The sequence below is a fragment of the Olivibacter sp. LS-1 genome, from assembly GCF_008245145.1.
Taxonomy (GTDB): Bacteria; Bacteroidota; Bacteroidia; order Sphingobacteriales; family Sphingobacteriaceae; genus Olivibacter; species Olivibacter oleidegradans.
In genome coordinates this window covers 5,882,993-5,900,804 of the sequence record NZ_CP041643.1, presented here as the reverse complement: position 1 = coordinate 5,900,804, position 17,812 = coordinate 5,882,993, and the positions used below count along the sequence as shown (strand labels likewise).

The following is a 17,812-nucleotide window of genomic DNA, read 5'->3' as shown; positions in this document are numbered from 1 at the left end:
TTCATTATGATGAATGGTTGTCCGAAAAGATCCTCGGCGTATGGGCGAGATGAGGCAAGTTGTAGCTCGCGCCTAATATTGGTTAACCAAGAATTGAATTTAATTTATATTTTTATAGCTTTATAGACAAACACATATGGCATCAGGTTTTTTTGCGATTTTAGATGATATAGCTTCATTGATGGACGATGTTGCGGTAACCAGTAAAATAGCAACGCGTAAAACAGCCGGTATATTGGGCGACGATTTAGCAGTCAATGCCGAAAAAGCGACGGGCTTTCTTTCAACACGTGAATTACCGGTGCTGTGGGCTATTACGAAAGGTTCTTTGATCAACAAGCTCATTATTGTTCCAATTGCATTGACCTTAAATGTGTTTTTTCCCATTGCGATAAAAGTATTCCTGGTGTTGGGCGGCATTTATTTAGCATTTGAAGGTGCTGAAAAAATAGTTGAGTACTTTTTTCATCGAAAGAAGCCGGGACATGAGGTAATTGAGGAACGTGAAGAAAAAAATGGAGATGTTGAAAAAGCAAAAATTAAATCCGCCATCACTACCGATTTCATTCTTTCAATAGAGATTGTAATTATAGCATTAGGTGCTGTTTTAGATAGAAGTCTAACCATCCAAATTTTAACCGTTTCGGTTGTAGCTCTTTTGGCAACCATAGGAGTTTATGGCATCGTTGCGCTCATTGTTAGGATGGATGACACGGGGTACAGGTTAATCAAGTATTCCAATGATAAGGGATTATGGTCGACGCTTGGGCACTTATTGGTTAAGTCGCTCCCCTTGGTTATCAAGTTCTTGAGTGTGATTGGTACAATCGCCCTTATATTGGTTTCAGGTGGTATCTTTGTTCACAATATTGAATATTTGCACCATATTTTGCCGAACATACCATCCATTCTCAAAGAATTTGTAATTGGGTTAGCAGTAGGCTTAATCGCAGTGGGAATTTTTACGGTCGCTAAAAGGATGTTTTCTTCCGGAACAGCCACCAATCACTGATCCTATACATAAAGCCAATTGGATTGAAGTGGATTCGTTGCATAGCATGTTTTTTTGAATTATATGGCATTTCTTGTTGATAATCAACTAAATATTTATATTTGTCTTGAGGTTGCGTAACAGTTATGCACCTGTTTTTTCACCTTTACCTTCTTAAATTATGATCTCAACAACTAAAACACAGCGTCTTTTCAGGGTGTTATTAGGATTGCTTTTGTTATTTACAGGTACCGGACACCTCACTTGGTTACATATCCCATTCCGTGCACAAGTACCTTCCTGGCTACCATTAGATCCCGATTTAGTCGTCAATTTATCGGGCGCAGTGGAGATTTTGCTTGGTATTGCATTGCTGTTTTGGGTGTCAAAACAAGTGCCGATAGGATGGTTAACCGCTTTGTTTTTCCTGCTAATTTTTCCGGGGAACCTCCAGCAGTATTTAACCCATGCGGACGCTTTTGGTTTAAACAGTGATTTTTTACGGTTATTACGTCTTTGCCTACATCCGCTGCTTATTATATGGCCTCTCTGGAGTACCGGTGCTTGGATTGCTCGGAAGCAACACAATACGGCTATACATAATCGGTGATCGGCTAAAAATATTTTAGTCTAAATAGTTTATTGTCATTTGTTATAGACAGGAAGCTCTGATATATTTGTAGTCATTACATCATCAAGTATAACAAGCTGTCTAAATGAAGGACGATATTTTAATACAAATAGGCAATCAAATCAAAGAACGACGTAAGAATAAAGGAATTACCGTTCAGGAACTAGCTGACAGAGCTTCGGTAAGTAAAGGACTGATATCGCAAATAGAAAATAACCGCGTCATCCCTTCCTTGATGGTGTTGATTGAAATCATCAAATCTTTGGATGTTGATTTGAACATTTTTTTTAAGGATATCGGTGTCAACAAAAACAATAAGACAATTCTGATAAAGAAAAAGGACGAGTATAGCCATTTTGAAAAAGAGGAAGCGATCGGGTTTCACTATCACCGAATTTTCACCAGAAATATTAAAAACTCAACGGTTGATATTGTTTTACTGGAACTAGAGCCCAATGCTTCAAGACCAATGGTAGAAACACTGGCTTTTGAATATAAGTATATCTTATCCGGCGAAATCGAATATAAATTCGAACAGGAAAGTGTCCTTTTGAGTGCAGGAGATTCGCTATTATTCGACGGTAGGATTCCTCATACCCCCAAAAACATCGGATCTTATAAGGCGGTTATGCTGGTGGTTTATTTTTTCGAAGAAGATATGGCGTAACGAGGAGGATTTTTCTTCAGTTTCCTCTTTTCCTAGTCGTACGATTTCTCCTTTTACCAGTGTAATCGGGTTTGAGTAGGGTGTTTTATAGGGTTTCAGCGTTTTATATTTCTTCTCCATTCTACTTAATCGCTGGTGACGCTATTGCTTCTAGCGAACGTTGGTTCGTTAAGAAAGAACAATAGATTCCTTGTTATATTTATTACGGTATTCAATCGGAGACAAACCGGTGATTTTTTTAAAGGTCGAACGGAAAGCTTTTGTGTCGGAATAACCAATTTCGTACATCAACTCACTTACCGTTTTTCTACTTGTTTCCAATTCTTTTTTTGCAGCTTCCATTTTTACCCGCTGTATATATTCTGTTACTGTATTGCTGGTTGCTTTCTTAAACCGTCTTTCCAAGCTTCTACGTCCGAGAGCAAGCATGTCTGCCAGTTGATCAACAGTTATTTTTTCCTGGAAATTTTTTTCAATAAACTCCTGGGCTTTAATAATCAGATCGTCTTCATGTTCCTTCTGCCCTTTAAACATAATGAAAGGTGATTGACTATATCGATCAATGTCGATCATAAACGTTTTGGCAATCAGTACAGCAATTTCTCTTCCAGCATGTTTCTCTACTAAATATAAGAGTAGGTTAGTATAAGAATAAGCGCCACCGCTTGTATAGATTCCACGATCTTCGGTCATAATTTTATCGTCAACGAGCCTTGCGTTCGGATATTGCTGTCTAAACTGGTTGGCAAATCGCCAATGTGTTGCGCATTGTTTGCCGTCTAATAGACCCGTTGCGGCCAAAAAGAAAGCGCCGACGCAAAAACTAGCTAATTCGGCACCTTGCATGTACTGTTTGACAACCCAGGGAATAAAGGCCGCATTAAGCTTGAGCGCATTTTCCAGATCACCCAGCATAGCGGGAATAATGATCAGGTCTGTTTTGCTTACCTCTCCTATAAGATGATCCGGTTTAATCGTATACACACCGTTTCGTTGGCTGGCATTCGGGTTAATCCCAACCAGTTTAATGTCGAAAAGAGGGGGTCTACCAACTCGAACAAAGCATTCGTTTACTTCTGAGAAAATCTGGTGCGTGCCTTCAATGTTAGTGATACTGGTGTGTCCTTCGGGAATCAGGATCGATATGTGTTTCATGACCTAAGATTGTTTGTTTTCTAATTGGTTTTTGCTTAATAACGCAAATATAAACGGTAATATTGTCGCAATCAACCACTTTGTGTTATTTTGTGCAATATGCTTATTCGTCTATTCCACACCCTGATTTTGTCGTTTTTCACCTCCGTTATTTAATGAATTCTGCATAACTTTGACTTATTAAAGTGTTATTTCGGCGGTCAAACGCGAGGTGGAAATTATTTATTCTGTTTTGATCTGAAGTAACGCTCAGATGCCAAATTAAAAACCATACAATATACTTATAAATCTGAGTCAACGCTCAGCGGAGAAGAATAGATAGCACCTATTTACCGATAGTAGGTAGGGAAGTTTAAACACATAAAACAAATTACTCCAATGAAAAAATCAATTATTTTGATCGCCTTTTTACTGTTTGTCTTAGAGGCGGCAAAAGCAACGGATAACGCGAAAGATTCGTTGCTGACTGTTTTTAAACAGTCGGAAACTCGCTTGTTTAATGACGTCGCCGGGTTAAGCGAACAACAAGTAAACTTCAAAGCAGATACCGCTAGCTGGTCTATAGGGCAATGCCTTGAACACATTACCAAAACAGAACATATGCTTTTAGGTATGGTGCAGGATTTGATGAAGCAGCCGGCCAATCCTGAAAAACGTACAGCATTAAAGGGCACGGATAGTGATGTGATTGGTATGATGCAGAATAGAACGCAGAAATTTAAAGCACCTGAACCTTTACAGCCCGACAAACAATCCTATCAATTGACCAAAGTGTTGGACGATTTCAAGAAACAACGTGCAATTACATTAGACTTTATTAAGAATACGCCACTTGACGACTTACGAAATCACCTAACCATTACACCCGCCAAAGAATACGCCGATGCATACCGGATGCTTTTGTATATAGCGGGGCATAGTTTAAGACACACTGAACAGATAGAAGAAGTGAAGGGCGCAAGCACCTTTCCAAAAAAGTAATATATGAAGGGAGGGTGTCTTCTATGTTCGTATATGTAACAATTCTCAGACACCCTCTACATAAATTTACACTTTGTAATAATCCTCCCAGCCTTTTCTTGGCGGCGGCCCTACAAGTAGCTCGTTCGCGGTTTTGTTATTGGTTATCACCTTTTTGTCACGATCAAACAATAATTTCGTGTTTAGCTGTTGTGCTAATACACCTAAACAAAGTACTTGACTTAGTGGGCCCGCAATATGGAATGGCGAACGAGTTTGTTCTTCCCCTTTACAGGCCAGTAAAAAGTTCTTGAAATGGTTTGACGGGCTGATGGGGACTTCCGGTAATTTTGACGCCATTTCTTTCGCTTTTTCTTCCGGAATAATGGATAAGGTGCTCCCGTGCGAACCTCCCTTAAAGGTCAGTTCCTTACTATAGATAATTTTACCGGGATTAAGCTTGGCGGGTTCGATTTTTCCTGTACTTGGCGGTGGGATATTCGGATCCAATCCCGAAACACCGTATCCCTCCGGAATGGGAGGTAAATTGTTTACACCATCGTACCAAGTAATCTCTAGCGCAGGCATTTTCTTCCGCTTCGGAAATTTGAAAGATAGTGTTGATGCTTGCGGAAAAAAGAAATCATTATGGCCTTCGAGTTTAATGGCGTTTACTTCTTCAGGTAGCCCTAGGTTTAGAAACTGGTGCGCTGTATCCAGAATGTGTGCCCCCCAGTCCCCCAGCGCTCCAAGGCCAAAATCATACCAGCAACGCCACTGTCCATTTACATAATCATGATTGTAGTTGTGAAAAGGTCTAGTGGTAAGCCATTTATCCCAGTCTAGCGTTTCCGGAATAGGTTCGGCAGACGGCAGTGCACTGATATTCGTGTCCCAGCCATGCCAACGGCGCGGAGAATTCATATGCGCTGTGATTGCCGTTACATCTTTTATAATACCGGCTTCAACCCAAGCCTTAAACTGGAAATAGTTTGCTTCAGAATGGCCTTGGTTGCCCATTTGTGTTACTACTTTAGGGTATTTATCCGCAGCTTTCATCAGTAACTCGCATTCATTGAATGTTCTTGCCATTGGCTTTTCTACGTATACATGAATACCGCGAGCCATCGCCTCCATGCATATTGGGAAATGCGAAAAATCGGGTACGCCCACGGAAACCGCTTCAATTTGGCCTCCCATTTTATCGAACATTTCACGGAAGTCCTTAAAGCGCGGCACGTCCGGAAATTGTTGTAAGGTTTTTAGCGTATGGGGAGCGCCCATATCAACGTCGCATAGTGCAACCATGTTTGCTAAACCGGTGCTATAAAGTGCTTGAATGATCTCGCCACCCCGATTGCCTATGCCGCAACAGGCTAGATTTACCCTTTCGCTCGCCTTGGCGCGTTTTATTGGGGCGAAAGAATTGGCGTGTAAGATAGTAGGCGCAACGGCAGCGGCGGCAGATAACATCATTGCCTTCCTGAGAAATAACCTTCTTGAAACGTCTTTTGAATTCATGTTTTTTAATCGGTTAGACCTTCCTGTGCGTTTAATAACAAATACACATAAAAGGTTCTGTACTCTATTTTTATTGTATTAGTTTATCAGTAAGCTGATACCATTTAGTGTCAACCAGGTATCAATGCGAATTCGATTCGAAAGATAAGCTTTTGTGAGACAAATGTGAAAAGCTAAAATGTAACCTTTATGTTATGTGAATTTCGTAGACATACGGCTTAAAGGAGACATGCGAGGGATTTTATTTCAGTGCCTCAAAACTATCCTTAACCATATTCCAAAACTCGTCCAGCGCGATGATTCTCGGTTTAAAAAATGAAATCAAGGTTGGCCAATCTGCTTGGTTAAATACGCTCACAGGATCAATTTGGCAGTATATTCTGCTTATGATTTTTCCGTGCTCGTCTTCCGTATGCAATTTCCAGGACCAAGTTTCATTCAAGTATCCTTCCAGTATCTTTTTGAATTCCTTAAACTGCTCAAAGAACAGTTCCTGTATTCCTATATCCGGATGGTTGATTTCAATAGCGATATAGGCTTCTTTTTTGCCAGCATCCATTTTAAAATATAGATGCTTAAAACCCGTTTTGTAGTTGATCCAATTTATCTTCATTCCTTCCGACGAGGGTACGGAAGCCATGTATTGCCCAAAGGTGGTCCAAAAAGACTGTTTTAATTTAGAGGCTTCTTCTTTAGAATACAAAATGTCAAAATTAAACCTTTACTGTTGATTGCAAAAATACGTTTTCCATTGGTTATTAGGAACTAACTATCGGACTATTTGACAGCTTGCTTCTGTTTTTCCTTGCTATCACAAAAACCGGACTTGCAGTATATGCCATGAAATCCGTATCTTCCCAAGCGTTTCGAGCAAATGCAAAGCGATGAATCCATCGGAATAAAGACTAAACAACATGCTAACAGGCCAATTGAACCGCAAACAGCTTATTGCCATTCTCTTTTTGGGCGTGTCTCTATTAATTGCCATAGTGCAATGTACAGAGCAGGAATCGGGTGATGTACGTGGTAAAAAATATGCCAATCGTACGAGCTGTGTGCAATGTCATAATGATATCGCTCAAAACTATCTTCATAATGCACATTTCAATACCAGTAAAGAATTACACACGCCCTCTGCTACAGATAGCATGGGACTAGAGGAGAACGTATACGTGTTTAACGAGAAGACCAAGGTAGGTGTTGAGAAGCGAGCAGACGGTTTATATCAAGTAGCTTACGTAAATGGAGAAAACGTGAAAGAAGAGCGAACAGCCATGGTCTTTGGTGCGGGCAAAAGCGCCTATACGTTCGCATTTTGGTACGGGAATAAGTTGATGCAAATGCCCTTGAATTACCTCGTTCCCGAACATGAATGGGTTAACAGCCCGGGATTTCCCACCGAGCAGATATATTTTGGTAGGGCTATTATTACGCGATGCTTGGAGTGTCATAGCTCCTTTGTGCAGTCTAAAATTATCGCTTCTGCGAACTTTCAACAGGAAGAAGAGTTTCTTAAAAATTCATTGATTGCGGGGATCGATTGTCAACGTTGCCATGGGCCGGCCGCAGAACATGTGCAATTCCACCAAGAACATCCCAACGAGAAGGAAGCTAAATATATGGTCAAATATCAAGAATTATCCCGTTCACAAAAAGTCGATATGTGTGGTGTTTGCCATTCGGGTACTAATTTGAAAATGTTGAACTCGACCTTTTTCTTTAAGCCCGGAGATACGATTAACAATTTACCGGAGTATACGAGTTATACCGGCGAAGATCCAGATGTTCATGGTAAACAAAAGCAATTGTTAATGGCCAGCAAATGTTATAAACTTAGCAATATGGATTGTGGTAGTTGCCATCAGACACACACTAACCTAAGCCCTGACCTGGCTGTCTATTCGCAGACTTGCTTGCAATGCCATCAAAAGATAAAGCATCCGTCATTGGATGAAAAGGCGTTACATCTTGCCAAAGATAACTGTATTGATTGCCACATGCCCGTCAAAGTCTCAAAAAGTATTGGTTTTCAAAGAAGTGCGAGCAAGGAAAAGATTCCATATAAACAACGAACGCATCGGATTGCGGTATATTGATGTTTTGGTCAATATTTTACTCACTTGTTGACCAGAATCCATTTTTTTATCTGCCTGCCTTAGACAATGAGGTTTTTAGAGCCGTTCGGGCTTGTGAATCCAAAACCGTGTAACGAAGTAGCCTCTGTGCTTAGGCATAAGGATAGCATGTATTAAAAAACCATTAGAAATGTAGTGCTAATGTCATTGTTTAATCTTTTTCGTATGAAATTAAAATAATAATTACATTACTCAGTTATAGAAAATAATAGTATATTGCGTTCACGATAAGATACTTACATAAAAAGCGAATTCATGAATAGATTATTAGCCGTAACGCTGTTTTTTTTATCAATGGTGTTAAACTTTCATACGGGTTTAGGTCAAGAAAAGAAAAAAACGAAAAGTGTACAGACAAAAAGAACAAAAATAGAAGATGATGATACAAGATTTATACAATCGTTAATAGATAAAGCGAAACCTGGAGATACCATAAAGTTGGCGAAGCGAATTTACCATGTACGTTCTTTGCAGCTGAAAAGTGGTGTTAGTGTCCATACCCTGGGCACTTTGAAACAGATCAAGCCAGATAGCGCAGAAAACTTTACCATGGGGAAACAGTATTCGGAGCATCCGCTCTTTTACGGTAATAAGGTAAAAGGCTTGTCCCTTCGCTTCAACGCATTTACTTATGGAGAGGCCGTTCGTTTGGATAATGCTGAGAACATAACGATTCAAGACGTGGTCGCTTTTGGCGATTCCACAAAACTTTATTCTTTTTCCGGTATTTATTTGTTTCGCAGTAAAAATATCAATATAGAAAATGCCGAATTGGCTTATTATGGAATGCCGAGAAAAAGTCCCAATTATTACCAACGGGGTACCGGCATTCGCCTTCAAACGTGTAGCGATGTAACCATCAATGAAAATCGTATTCATCACAATGGCGAGAACGGTGTCTTTCTGCACAGCTGTGCGAACATTACCCTTAATCGGAATAAGATCAGCCATAACGGAATGAGTGGTATTCAGGTAGCCTTTGGAAGCGTTGGACTTGAAAATACGTATCAAATTACAAATAATTTGATTTTTGCTAATGCAGCTGATGCAATCGATATTAATAATCCGGATATATCGAGGCAAATAAATTTAGCGGCCCTTATAGAAGGCAACACGAGTTATGATAATGGATGGGTAAAAGGTGAAAAGACACGGGACGGTTCTGGTATCGCTACATTGGTGGGGCTCAAAAATATCATGGTCCGAAATAATAAATCGAATCGGAGTAATCGGCCAGCTGTTTATCTTCGGGACTGTGATGCAGTTCAGGTGATTAACAACAATGCCGATAATTTTGCTGAAATCGTAGGAAGCCAAGGGCAAATCCATTTATATAAAAATACCTTTGCCGGCTTACGGTTATTGTCTGATTTGAAGGCTAAAAAATTGATGCTTGATTCCAATAATATTCGTTATTTAGCAATACCAAACGGAATTATGGTTGATAGTTTAGTGTTTTTAGCGAACGATCTAAAAGGTAATATCAATGTAAATATGAGTGGTCAACTCATATTTAAAGATAATGTTTTATCAAGTAGTTCTCCTAGAGGAGGTATTTCTTTATGGAAAGTTAATGGAGCCGTTTTATCCGGCAATGAAATATCTGCCAATAAAAGTGACGCTTTGTATGTGCATAATGAGGCCATGAATGTTGTTATTGAAGCGAATAAAATACGTTCTTCAACCGTGTGCATCAAAGACGCTGGTTCCCAGCAGTTGAAAATTATCAAAAATACTCTTGCTTCTGATACTTCCAATCGTTCGACATCGACCTTGATATCGACCAATCCGAAAGATTTAACCCTGAGTAACAATACCTATTACTTGGGTGAGAAAGAGGCAGAGCGGGCCGTGGAATTTGAGGGAGAAGGAACCGTTTTTATAGACGGAGAGACGCATAAATTATTCACCCCAGACGGTAATAATTAAGTTTCTCGGTGTTGCGTGGTCACGATGTTCGCATAAATAAATCCCTTGCCAGGTCCCTAGGGCCAACTCGCCCTGACGAATTGGTATTAAAATTGAACTGCCCAATATAGAGGCCTTTAAGTGCGCCGGCATGTCGTCCGGGCCTTCATAATCGTGCATATAATCCGGATCATTTTCCGGTACGGTTTTATTGAAAAAAGTTTCAAAATCACCTCTAACCGTTGGGTCAGCATTTTCATTGATAGTTAGCGAGGCCGACGTGTGCTGTATAAATACCTGGCACATTCCTGATCGAAATTCCCGAATGCCTGGAACTGCCTCTATAATCGATGGCGTAATAAGATGAAAACCACGCCTTTTACGAGGAATCTGTATTTCTTGTTGGAATATTTTCATGTTGAAACAATTTTTCTTTTAATCCATGAGCGTCTCTTGGCTACGGTGTGAACGCTACCAGCCTCTTCTGCTCTTAAGGGTTGTTATATGCGCTAAATGATGGTTGCAATGCCATGCATAAAGTCCGATGTTTTCGTCTAAGGCATATGTTCTGCCACTTTGGGGATGGATAAAAGTTCGCTTCAGATCGTCTGCCTTTAACGATTTTAATAATACCACCCATCGCTTATGTAATCCTTTTAATAAAAGCAGAGAAGGTTCGATTGCCAGACTTTTTGCGTCCGCTAATTCGGCCCAACGGTCTTCATAATAAGGCTTGATGACAGGCGTATCCTCCGTTAGGCTTAGTTTAAAGCGCACGAAGCTGTTTACATGGCTATCAGCGCAATGATGGACCACTTGTCTTATGGTCCATCCCCCTGGTCGATAAGGGGTGTCTAATTGCTCATTACTCAATTGCATTACTTCTGCGGCAAGCCGTTCCGGAAAAGTTTCAATGATGTCTATATAATCAGCTATCTGTTCTTTACTAATGATTTCAGGCCTTTGAAAAGTGCCGACGGGAAATTTTAATTGATCCTCCATTTTTTCTGCTGTTGTTTAACAAACTTAGGTAAAATGCGTGCTATTTACGAAATTGAATTGTACAATGACATTATCTTTTGCTTACCATACGCTCGGTTGAAGACCGGCCATCAATGAGCCTCTTGTCTTTGATTATAACGCCGTTTAACTAGATACAGCAAGGCAAGGCCGGCTATTCCCGCTGCTAAGAAGATTAAGCGAGGGATCATCGTTAATCGATCTTGATAAAACCAACCGGAGCAGAGAGCTCCGATGCCAATCCCTACTTCGAGCGCTATATACATGGTTGCCATGGCTTTTCCTCGATGAGCCGGGTTGCTTAAATCCACTGTCCATGCATTGGTTGCCGGTGATAACAAACCGGTTGCAATACCGTAGATAAACGAACCGATCAATAAGCCCGGTACCGATTGAAATGAACCTATGATGGATAAGGAAATAATAAGAACGATAAGGCCAATCGTAATAATCGTTGTTCTGCCATATCTGTCAGATGTTTTTCCCGCTACGAAGCGAATCAGTAAAGAAGAAACGGTAAAGACCATAAAGAACAACCCCTTATTTTTTAAGCCGATATACTCGCTCCAGTCCGGAATCAACGTAAGTATAGTGCCATAAGCAAAATAGGATAGCAAGGTCACAAAAGCTGCTGGAAACACACGTAAATCGATGATGTCGTTTTTTGTGATCTTAATTGATTGCGAGGAGAAGCGTTGTTTTTTTGCTAATGTCTCTTTCAAATTAAGTAAGATGCCAATGGAAAGAAAGGCCAGGAGAGAGGAGCAGTAAAAAAGCGTGTCTATTGAATAACTCGCTGTAATGGCGCTGCCGATAGCAGGACCAATGGCCATACCCGTACTAAAAAATAACCCGTGAATACCAAGAGCCTCTCCCCATCGCGAAGAAGGAGCGATGTCGGCTACATAGGCTGCTGTAGCTGTTGGCTTAAAGCCCGTGGAAAAGCCATGCAATAAGCGTAGGAATAAAAAACCGGAAACACTGCTCAAGATAGGGTAAAGAAATCCACATATAAAGCAAACGCTTGAGCCTACCGCCATAACGGGCACGCGTCCTATTGTATCAGTGAGTTTACCACTAAAGGGTCTTGAAATCCCTGCCGTTAACGTAAATAATGCTATAATTAATCCTTTATATTCTGCTCCTCCTATACTGCTTAAGTACGATGGTAGTTCGGGTATCAGCATGTTGAAACTCGCCGAAAACAAAAGTGAGCTTGAACAAAGCAACCAGAAATTTAGCGTGTATAGCTTTTGCTCCATTAATTGATATACCGTTTGTGTTCGATAAGTGAAGGTTGCAAAGATACATATCCTAGCGCTTAAGGAACAAAACAAGTGCTATTCGTAACAATTGCTATTTGGATTCATGTCCCTGATTCCTCGACATCCAAAAATCAACACGATCAATTCCCAGCTTCTCCGGGTCAAATATGGGTTCCTTCGTTCTCTTCCGCTGCTCCTCGTAATCTTTCAACAATTTGAGTGCAGGTTTGCGTAATAAAAGGATCGCTATAATATTTAACCAAGCCATCAGTCCTACGCCGATATCGCCTAAAGTCCAGGCCAATTTAGCAGTTTTTATCGATCCGTAGTAGGTTGCTGCTAAAAATAGGACCCGCAATAGCATAAGCATCCATTTTTTTTCAGTTCTTTTAAGCAGGTAACTGAGGTTTGTTTCAGCGATATAATAATAAGCCATGATCGTTGTGAAGGCAAAAAACAAAAGAGAGACAGCGACAAATCCTGAACCCATAGACGGGAAGTGGGCATTAATCGCCTGTTGTGTAAAGGCAGGACCTTCTTCAACGCCTGGTAGATTTTCGACTAGGAAGCCTCCCGACGGACTCTTTACATTGTATTTTCCTGTGAAGAGAATCATGAATGCTGTAGCTGTGCAAACGAACAAAGTATCAACATACACAGAAAAAGCTTGCACCAAACCTTGTGTAGCGGGGTGCTTCGTTTCAGCAGCTGCTGCAGCATGAGGAGCCGTGCCTTGGCCAGCTTCGTTGGAATAAATCCCTCGCTTTACACCCCAGGCAACCGCCATGCCAAATATGCCGCTGAAAGCTTGCTCTGTCCCGAATGCAGAACGGATGATAAGCATAAACATATCCGGTACCTGCTTGATATGTAATGCTATAATAATTACGGCCATTAAAATGTATGCGCCTGCCATAAAAGGTACTACGAACTCAGCTACTTTTCCAATGCGTTTAACGCCGCCGAATATAATGAGTGCTAATAACGATACAACAATCAATCCGGTAAGGTATTGAGGTATTTCAAAAGCGTGGAACGCACTCACGACGATACTGTTGCTCTGTACACCGGGAAGAAAAAGCGCTGTGCTGAAAATGGTAGCAATAGCGAAGAGTACGGCATACCATTTTATGCCCAAACCCTTTTCAATATAGTAGGCCGGGCCACCGCGATATTGCCCATCGATTTCACGTTTGTAAAGTTGACCGAGGGTAGCTTCTATATAGGCAGAAGCAGAGCCTAAAAAAGCGATAGCCCACATCCAAAAAATAGCTCCCGGACCACCCATGGCAATAGCTGTAGCTACACCTGCAATATTACCTGTACCAACCCTCCCCGATAGTGCAATGGCAAAAGCTTGAAATGAACTAACTCCTTGATCGGAAGATTTACTGCCAAATAGTAAACGTAACATTTCTTTGATCGATCTTAGTTGGACTAACCGCGTGCTGAAAGAAAAGTAAATTCCAGCTCCCAAGCACAGTACAATTAGAGCGTCACTCCAGATGATATTATTGATGTAATTGGCAATTTCCTCCATTTTATTATGCGTAAAGGTTAAGTAATTCTGTGAAAGCTGTAATGATAGAAAAAAAATGATACAATTAGTAATCTTTCTCTCTAAAATGTCGTTTGTTTAAAAAAAAAATCAGAATAGCCGTGCTTTATCTCAAGAAATAAAATGATTCATCAGTTGTATAGCTCAAATTTATAACAGTCAATCGGCTTAGTCTTTGGATAGTTTTAAACATCGAACTAAAAACAGGTGTAAACCATTCTTTTTCTCTAGGGAAGTACTAGCTAGAGAAACAACAGAAATCAAAAAAGTATCAAATAAATTTGACACGATGAAAATGTGATGAATTGTATTATCTTTAATAGAAAAACATACGGATTATTTGCAGCGCCAATTTATGAAAGGTTTTTTTGAGCAGTTGAAAACTAATTTAGGTTTGCGGGAAATCTTTCTTTCCAAGGAGCAAATGCTGACAGGTTTGGTGGATCTGTGCATGTTGCTGACAACGACCTACTTTGTTATATTCAGTTTATTGAGGAGCGTGCTGCTGGTCAGTTTTTTGGCTGTATTCTTAGTGTTTATCACTTGCTTTAGATGGTTAATACGGAAACGAAAGATTCGGATACAGTATGCAATTCATTTTTTGATTTTTATTATTACTTTTTGTCTGCTTGTTCCGTTAATGTATTTTACCGGCGGATTAAACTCCCCAATCACGTCTTGGCTTGCCCTACCTCCCTTGATATTTGTACTATTATTCGGAAATAGGAAAAATACACGTTGGTGGTTCGGTGTAATCCTTTTCATTCTAACTATTTTTACGCTTCTTTCTCAAAGTGAGTATGTTTTTCCAAATCTTATTGCACCGCATTTGCGCGATATACATTTATTTGTATCTACTGTCGGAGTGATCATCTGTATTTTCTTTATTGCTGTCATTGCCGAGCATTGGAAAAGAAATTTATTGAGCTCACTTGATCGTACAAAGAGAATGCTGGAAAAATCAAATGAAGCCGCTCGGATTGGTCAATGGGACATCAACTTCGGAGAAAATAGTATTCACTTGAGCAAATTTGCAGGAGAAATTTTTGGTTTAAAAGAGAATGAACTGTCTGTCAATGCGTTTTGTGGCCTAATAAAGGAGAAGGAACGTTTTCAATATCTTCTTGAGAAGCTCAAACAATCAAATCGCGATCAAGAGGGACGTATGGATGAGGTATTCTCCATTCTTTCATCCCGTCGATTGGAAGGATGGATCCGCTTCATTGGAATTCCGCTGTACAAGGGAGGGCAATGTATTGGTGCCTATGGATTAATACAAGATATTCATGAGCAAAAAAATACAGAATACAATCTGATAAAAGAGCGGCAACGCTTGAAGTACGTCTTGCAGGGTGCTAACCTAGGTACTTGGGAGTGGAATGTTCAGACAGACGAGATTTTATTTAATGAGCAATGGGCGGCGTTTTTAGGGTATGAGCTGATGGAGGTGCAGCCAATAACAGGGAGTGCCTTTCAGCGTTTTATTTATCCCGAGGATTTTGATAAGGCGAAGAATGCTATGGAGTCGTATTTTTCGGGAGAAACGGACATCTATCAGTGCGAAATGCGTATGATACATAAAGCGGGACATACGGTTTGGATGCTCGTGCAGGGAAAGATCTTGTCGTGGGATGATAAGGGCGCTCCGTTATGGATGTATGGTACGCATTTGGAAAACACCAAAGAAAAGCAATTACAAGAAAATTTGCGACGGAGCGAAAGTTATGCGCATTCACTGATAACCAGCATTCCGGATTTATTGTTTGTCTTAAGTAGGGATGGTGAATTTTTGGATTATAAATCGCATGAAAAGGATTTATATACCAAACCAAATCTGTTTCTCGGTAAAAACTTTAAAGATATTTTTCCTGCAAAACTGGGGCTATTAATCGAAGAAAAGATTGAACAGTCTATTCGTACTGATTCATTGGTCGAATTTACTTATAGCTTAATCTTGCATGAGCAGGAAAAGTATTATCGTGCACGCGTGGTCCCCTTCGAAGGAGATAAGATCATCGTTTTATGTAGAGATGATACGGTAAATTTCATTGCAGAAAGGGAACTGCGGGCGTTAAATGCAAAATTTAAGAGCATTGTCGATAATAGTCCTATTGGAATTGCGCTTGTTGAATATCAGACTGGTATTTTTCAGGAAGTGAATCCGGCAATTCCGATGTTTACCGGATATACGAGAGACGAGTTACTTCGGTTATCTTTTTCGGATATCACACCTAGAGCCTATCACGAAGCAGATAAGCTACAACTTAAGCAACTCCACAAGAACGGACGCTTTGATAACTATGAAAAGGAGTATCTTCGAAAGGATGGAAAGCGGGTTTGGGTTTCTGTTACCGGTGTCGCATTTACAGACGTAAACGGAGAAAAGAAAATCCTTACGATCGTTCAGGATATTTCTCAACAAAAAGAGCAGCAAAGGGCATTGAAGGCGGCCAAAGAGCAGGCGGAGATCGCAAACAATGCTAAGTCTGAATTTTTGGCTAACATGAGCCATGAGATGCGAACACCATTGAATGCAATTATTGGCTTTACCGACTTGTTATTAAAGAGTCCTTTGGGTGAAGCACAAAAAGAATATATGCGAGCGGTGTTTCAGTCCGGACAATCTTTGCTCGATTTGATAAATGATCTCCTGGACCTTTCTAAAATTGAGTCGGGAAAGCTTGATTTAGTGCTCGAATCGGTCGATCTCATTAAGCTGGCAAAGCAGGTTGTTGAAATATTAAAATATCAAGCAAATAAAAAGGGACTCGACTTTAATCTGATATTATCTCCCGAGCTACCCCCGTTGGTTTTGTCCGATGGTCAACGGTTGCGTCAAGTGCTCTTTAATCTATTGAGCAATGCACTGAAATTTACGGAAAGAGGAAGTGTTGACTTGGATATTCAAGTAGAACAACATCTTTCAGCGAAAGAAGTGATTATCCGTTTTTCCGTTACCGATACGGGAATAGGAATAGCGGAAGAGAACCGTGAGAAAATATTTGAAGCCTTTGTGCAGGAAAATTCATCCATTATTAAACGATTTGGTGGAACTGGCCTAGGATTAACCATCTCCAACAGGATACTTTCCTTAATGGGAAGCCAACTGAAATTGAGAAGTGAAACCGGAACCGGTAGTACTTTCTATTTCGATTTGTTGTTGACCTTGGTAGACACTGACCAGCCTTCGGAAGCTGAAAGGTCTTCTTTTACCGCGTCGGACAGCCAGTTGTTATGCGATGTTACCATTTTATTGGTTGAAGACAATTCAACTAACATGCTTTTGCTAAAGTCTTATTTTAATAATATTATTCCGCACGCAAAACTTTTAGAGGCCGGTGATGGGCAGAAAGCTTTGGAGTTGTTTAAAAAGTTTAAACCGCATCTTGTCATCACCGATTTGCAAATGCCTAAGATGAATGGTTTTGATCTGACCACGGGCATACGATCATTAAATGATGGAAGGGAGGTGCCCATTATTGCCTTAACTGCCGGTATTTTAAACGGCGAAAAGGAAAAATGTTTAGCTATCGGAATGAATGACTATTTAAGTAAACCTGTTTTACAAGATACCCTCCGAAGCATTGTAGAAAGGTGGCTGACAGAGGAACAAAAACAACTGATAACGTGTGTTGAGCAGAAGCCGGAAAACCTGGCGAATCTTGGCGAGCGTTTGTCGAAAGTATTAAATGTAAAAATAGAAGACGCTGTTGAAATCATCGAAGTCGCGAAACAGGCGCTTCGAGAATCTATAGTGGAGGTAGACTCCTTTTATAATCAGGCCGATATTAATGCAATAAAGCATACTGCGCATAAAATTCGAGCTACAGCACTTATGTTGGGCTTTTCCGCAATGCATAAAATTGCGTATGAAATAGAAACGGGCGACTTAACATTGCAGCAAATTCAAACAATGATTAACAAGCTAAAGCAAGAAATTCACTATGTATTGAGCTACCTTTTATAAGAACTTTTATTTATGGTTTCGAGCAAAGCTTAGA

14 protein-coding genes are annotated in these 17,812 nt (G+C 40.3%); 7 read left to right on the top strand and 7 right to left on the bottom strand.

Annotation, left to right across the window (positions count from 1 at the left end; genetic code table 11):
- The first annotated feature begins 136 nt into the window (after positions 1 to 136).
- From FKG96_RS24650 to FKG96_RS24640, 3 genes are all read left to right on the top strand, one after another.
- Positions 137 to 1,012 carry a DUF808 domain-containing protein gene (locus tag FKG96_RS24650; protein WP_130857977.1) on the top strand — a complete coding sequence of 292 codons (876 nt, stop codon included), beginning with the start codon at positions 137 to 139 and terminating at the stop codon, positions 1,010 to 1,012.
- A 160-nt stretch (positions 1,013 to 1,172) separates the two neighbouring features.
- Positions 1,173 to 1,601 carry a hypothetical protein gene (locus FKG96_RS24645; RefSeq protein ID WP_130857978.1) on the top strand — a complete coding sequence of 143 codons (429 nt, stop codon included), beginning with the start codon at positions 1,173 to 1,175 and terminating at the stop codon, positions 1,599 to 1,601.
- 106 nt (positions 1,602 to 1,707) lie between these two features.
- Entirely contained in the window at positions 1,708 to 2,289 is a 582-nt protein-coding gene (locus tag FKG96_RS24640; RefSeq protein ID WP_013663531.1) for a helix-turn-helix domain-containing protein, read from the top strand.
- 168 nt (positions 2,290 to 2,457) lie between these two features.
- On the opposite strand, the gene FKG96_RS24630 is transcribed toward FKG96_RS24640, so the two are convergent.
- Entirely contained in the window at positions 2,458 to 3,444 is a 987-nt protein-coding gene (locus tag FKG96_RS24630; RefSeq protein WP_130857980.1) for a GlxA family transcriptional regulator, read from the bottom strand.
- Between the two features lie 378 nt (positions 3,445 to 3,822).
- Here FKG96_RS24630 and FKG96_RS24625 point away from each other — a divergent pair, with 378 nt between their 5' ends.
- Entirely contained in the window at positions 3,823 to 4,425 is a 603-nt protein-coding gene (locus tag FKG96_RS24625; RefSeq protein WP_130857981.1) for a DinB family protein, read from the top strand.
- Positions 4,426 to 4,491: 66 nt separating this feature from the next.
- On the opposite strand, the gene FKG96_RS24620 is transcribed toward FKG96_RS24625, so the two are convergent.
- Positions 4,492 to 5,925 (bottom strand): Gfo/Idh/MocA family oxidoreductase, encoded by a 1,434-nt coding sequence (locus FKG96_RS24620; RefSeq protein WP_130857982.1) that lies wholly within the window; start codon positions 5,923 to 5,925, stop codon positions 4,492 to 4,494.
- Between the two features lie 241 nt (positions 5,926 to 6,166).
- Positions 6,167 to 6,628: a DUF4268 domain-containing protein gene (locus tag FKG96_RS24615; protein ID WP_130857983.1), complete on the bottom strand. Its 462-nt coding sequence runs from the start codon at positions 6,626 to 6,628 to the stop codon at positions 6,167 to 6,169.
- A 211-nt stretch (positions 6,629 to 6,839) separates the two neighbouring features.
- Between FKG96_RS24615 and FKG96_RS24610 the strand changes: the two genes are divergently transcribed.
- Together FKG96_RS24610 and FKG96_RS24605 are read left to right on the top strand one after the other, a co-directional pair.
- Positions 6,840 to 8,021 carry a hypothetical protein gene (locus FKG96_RS24610; RefSeq protein ID WP_130857984.1) on the top strand — a complete coding sequence of 394 codons (1,182 nt, stop codon included), beginning with the start codon at positions 6,840 to 6,842 and terminating at the stop codon, positions 8,019 to 8,021.
- Between the two features lie 294 nt (positions 8,022 to 8,315).
- The gene (locus tag FKG96_RS24605; RefSeq protein WP_013663524.1) at positions 8,316 to 9,989 is read left to right on the top strand and encodes a right-handed parallel beta-helix repeat-containing protein; all 1,674 of its coding nucleotides are present in this window, start codon (positions 8,316 to 8,318) and stop codon (positions 9,987 to 9,989) included.
- Here the strand turns inward: FKG96_RS24605 and FKG96_RS24600 are convergent.
- The 4 genes from FKG96_RS24600 to FKG96_RS24585 form a co-directional block, all read right to left on the bottom strand.
- On the bottom strand, positions 9,963 to 10,385 hold the full coding sequence (locus tag FKG96_RS24600; RefSeq protein WP_130857985.1) for a secondary thiamine-phosphate synthase enzyme YjbQ: 423 nt from the start codon (positions 10,383 to 10,385) through the stop codon (positions 9,963 to 9,965). The two genes, FKG96_RS24605 and FKG96_RS24600, sit on opposite strands and share 27 nt — an antisense overlap.
- Positions 10,386 to 10,439: 54 nt before the next feature.
- Positions 10,440 to 10,970 carry a YfiT family bacillithiol transferase gene (locus FKG96_RS24595; RefSeq protein WP_130857986.1) on the bottom strand — a complete coding sequence of 177 codons (531 nt, stop codon included), beginning with the start codon at positions 10,968 to 10,970 and terminating at the stop codon, positions 10,440 to 10,442.
- Between the two features lie 110 nt (positions 10,971 to 11,080).
- Complete coding sequence (locus FKG96_RS24590) at positions 11,081 to 12,250, bottom strand: MFS transporter (protein WP_130857987.1); 1,170 nt, start codon at positions 12,248 to 12,250, stop codon at positions 11,081 to 11,083.
- A 94-nt stretch (positions 12,251 to 12,344) separates the two neighbouring features.
- A complete protein-coding gene (locus tag FKG96_RS24585) occupies positions 12,345 to 13,793 on the bottom strand; it encodes a sodium:alanine symporter family protein (RefSeq protein WP_130857988.1) in 1,449 nt (482 codons plus the stop codon).
- 373 nt (positions 13,794 to 14,166) lie between these two features.
- Between FKG96_RS24585 and FKG96_RS24580 the strand changes: the two genes are divergently transcribed.
- Positions 14,167 to 17,778, top strand: a complete 3,612-nt coding sequence (locus tag FKG96_RS24580; RefSeq protein WP_130857989.1) for a PAS domain S-box protein — start codon at positions 14,167 to 14,169, stop codon at positions 17,776 to 17,778.
- Positions 17,779 to 17,812: the final 34 nt, after the last annotated feature.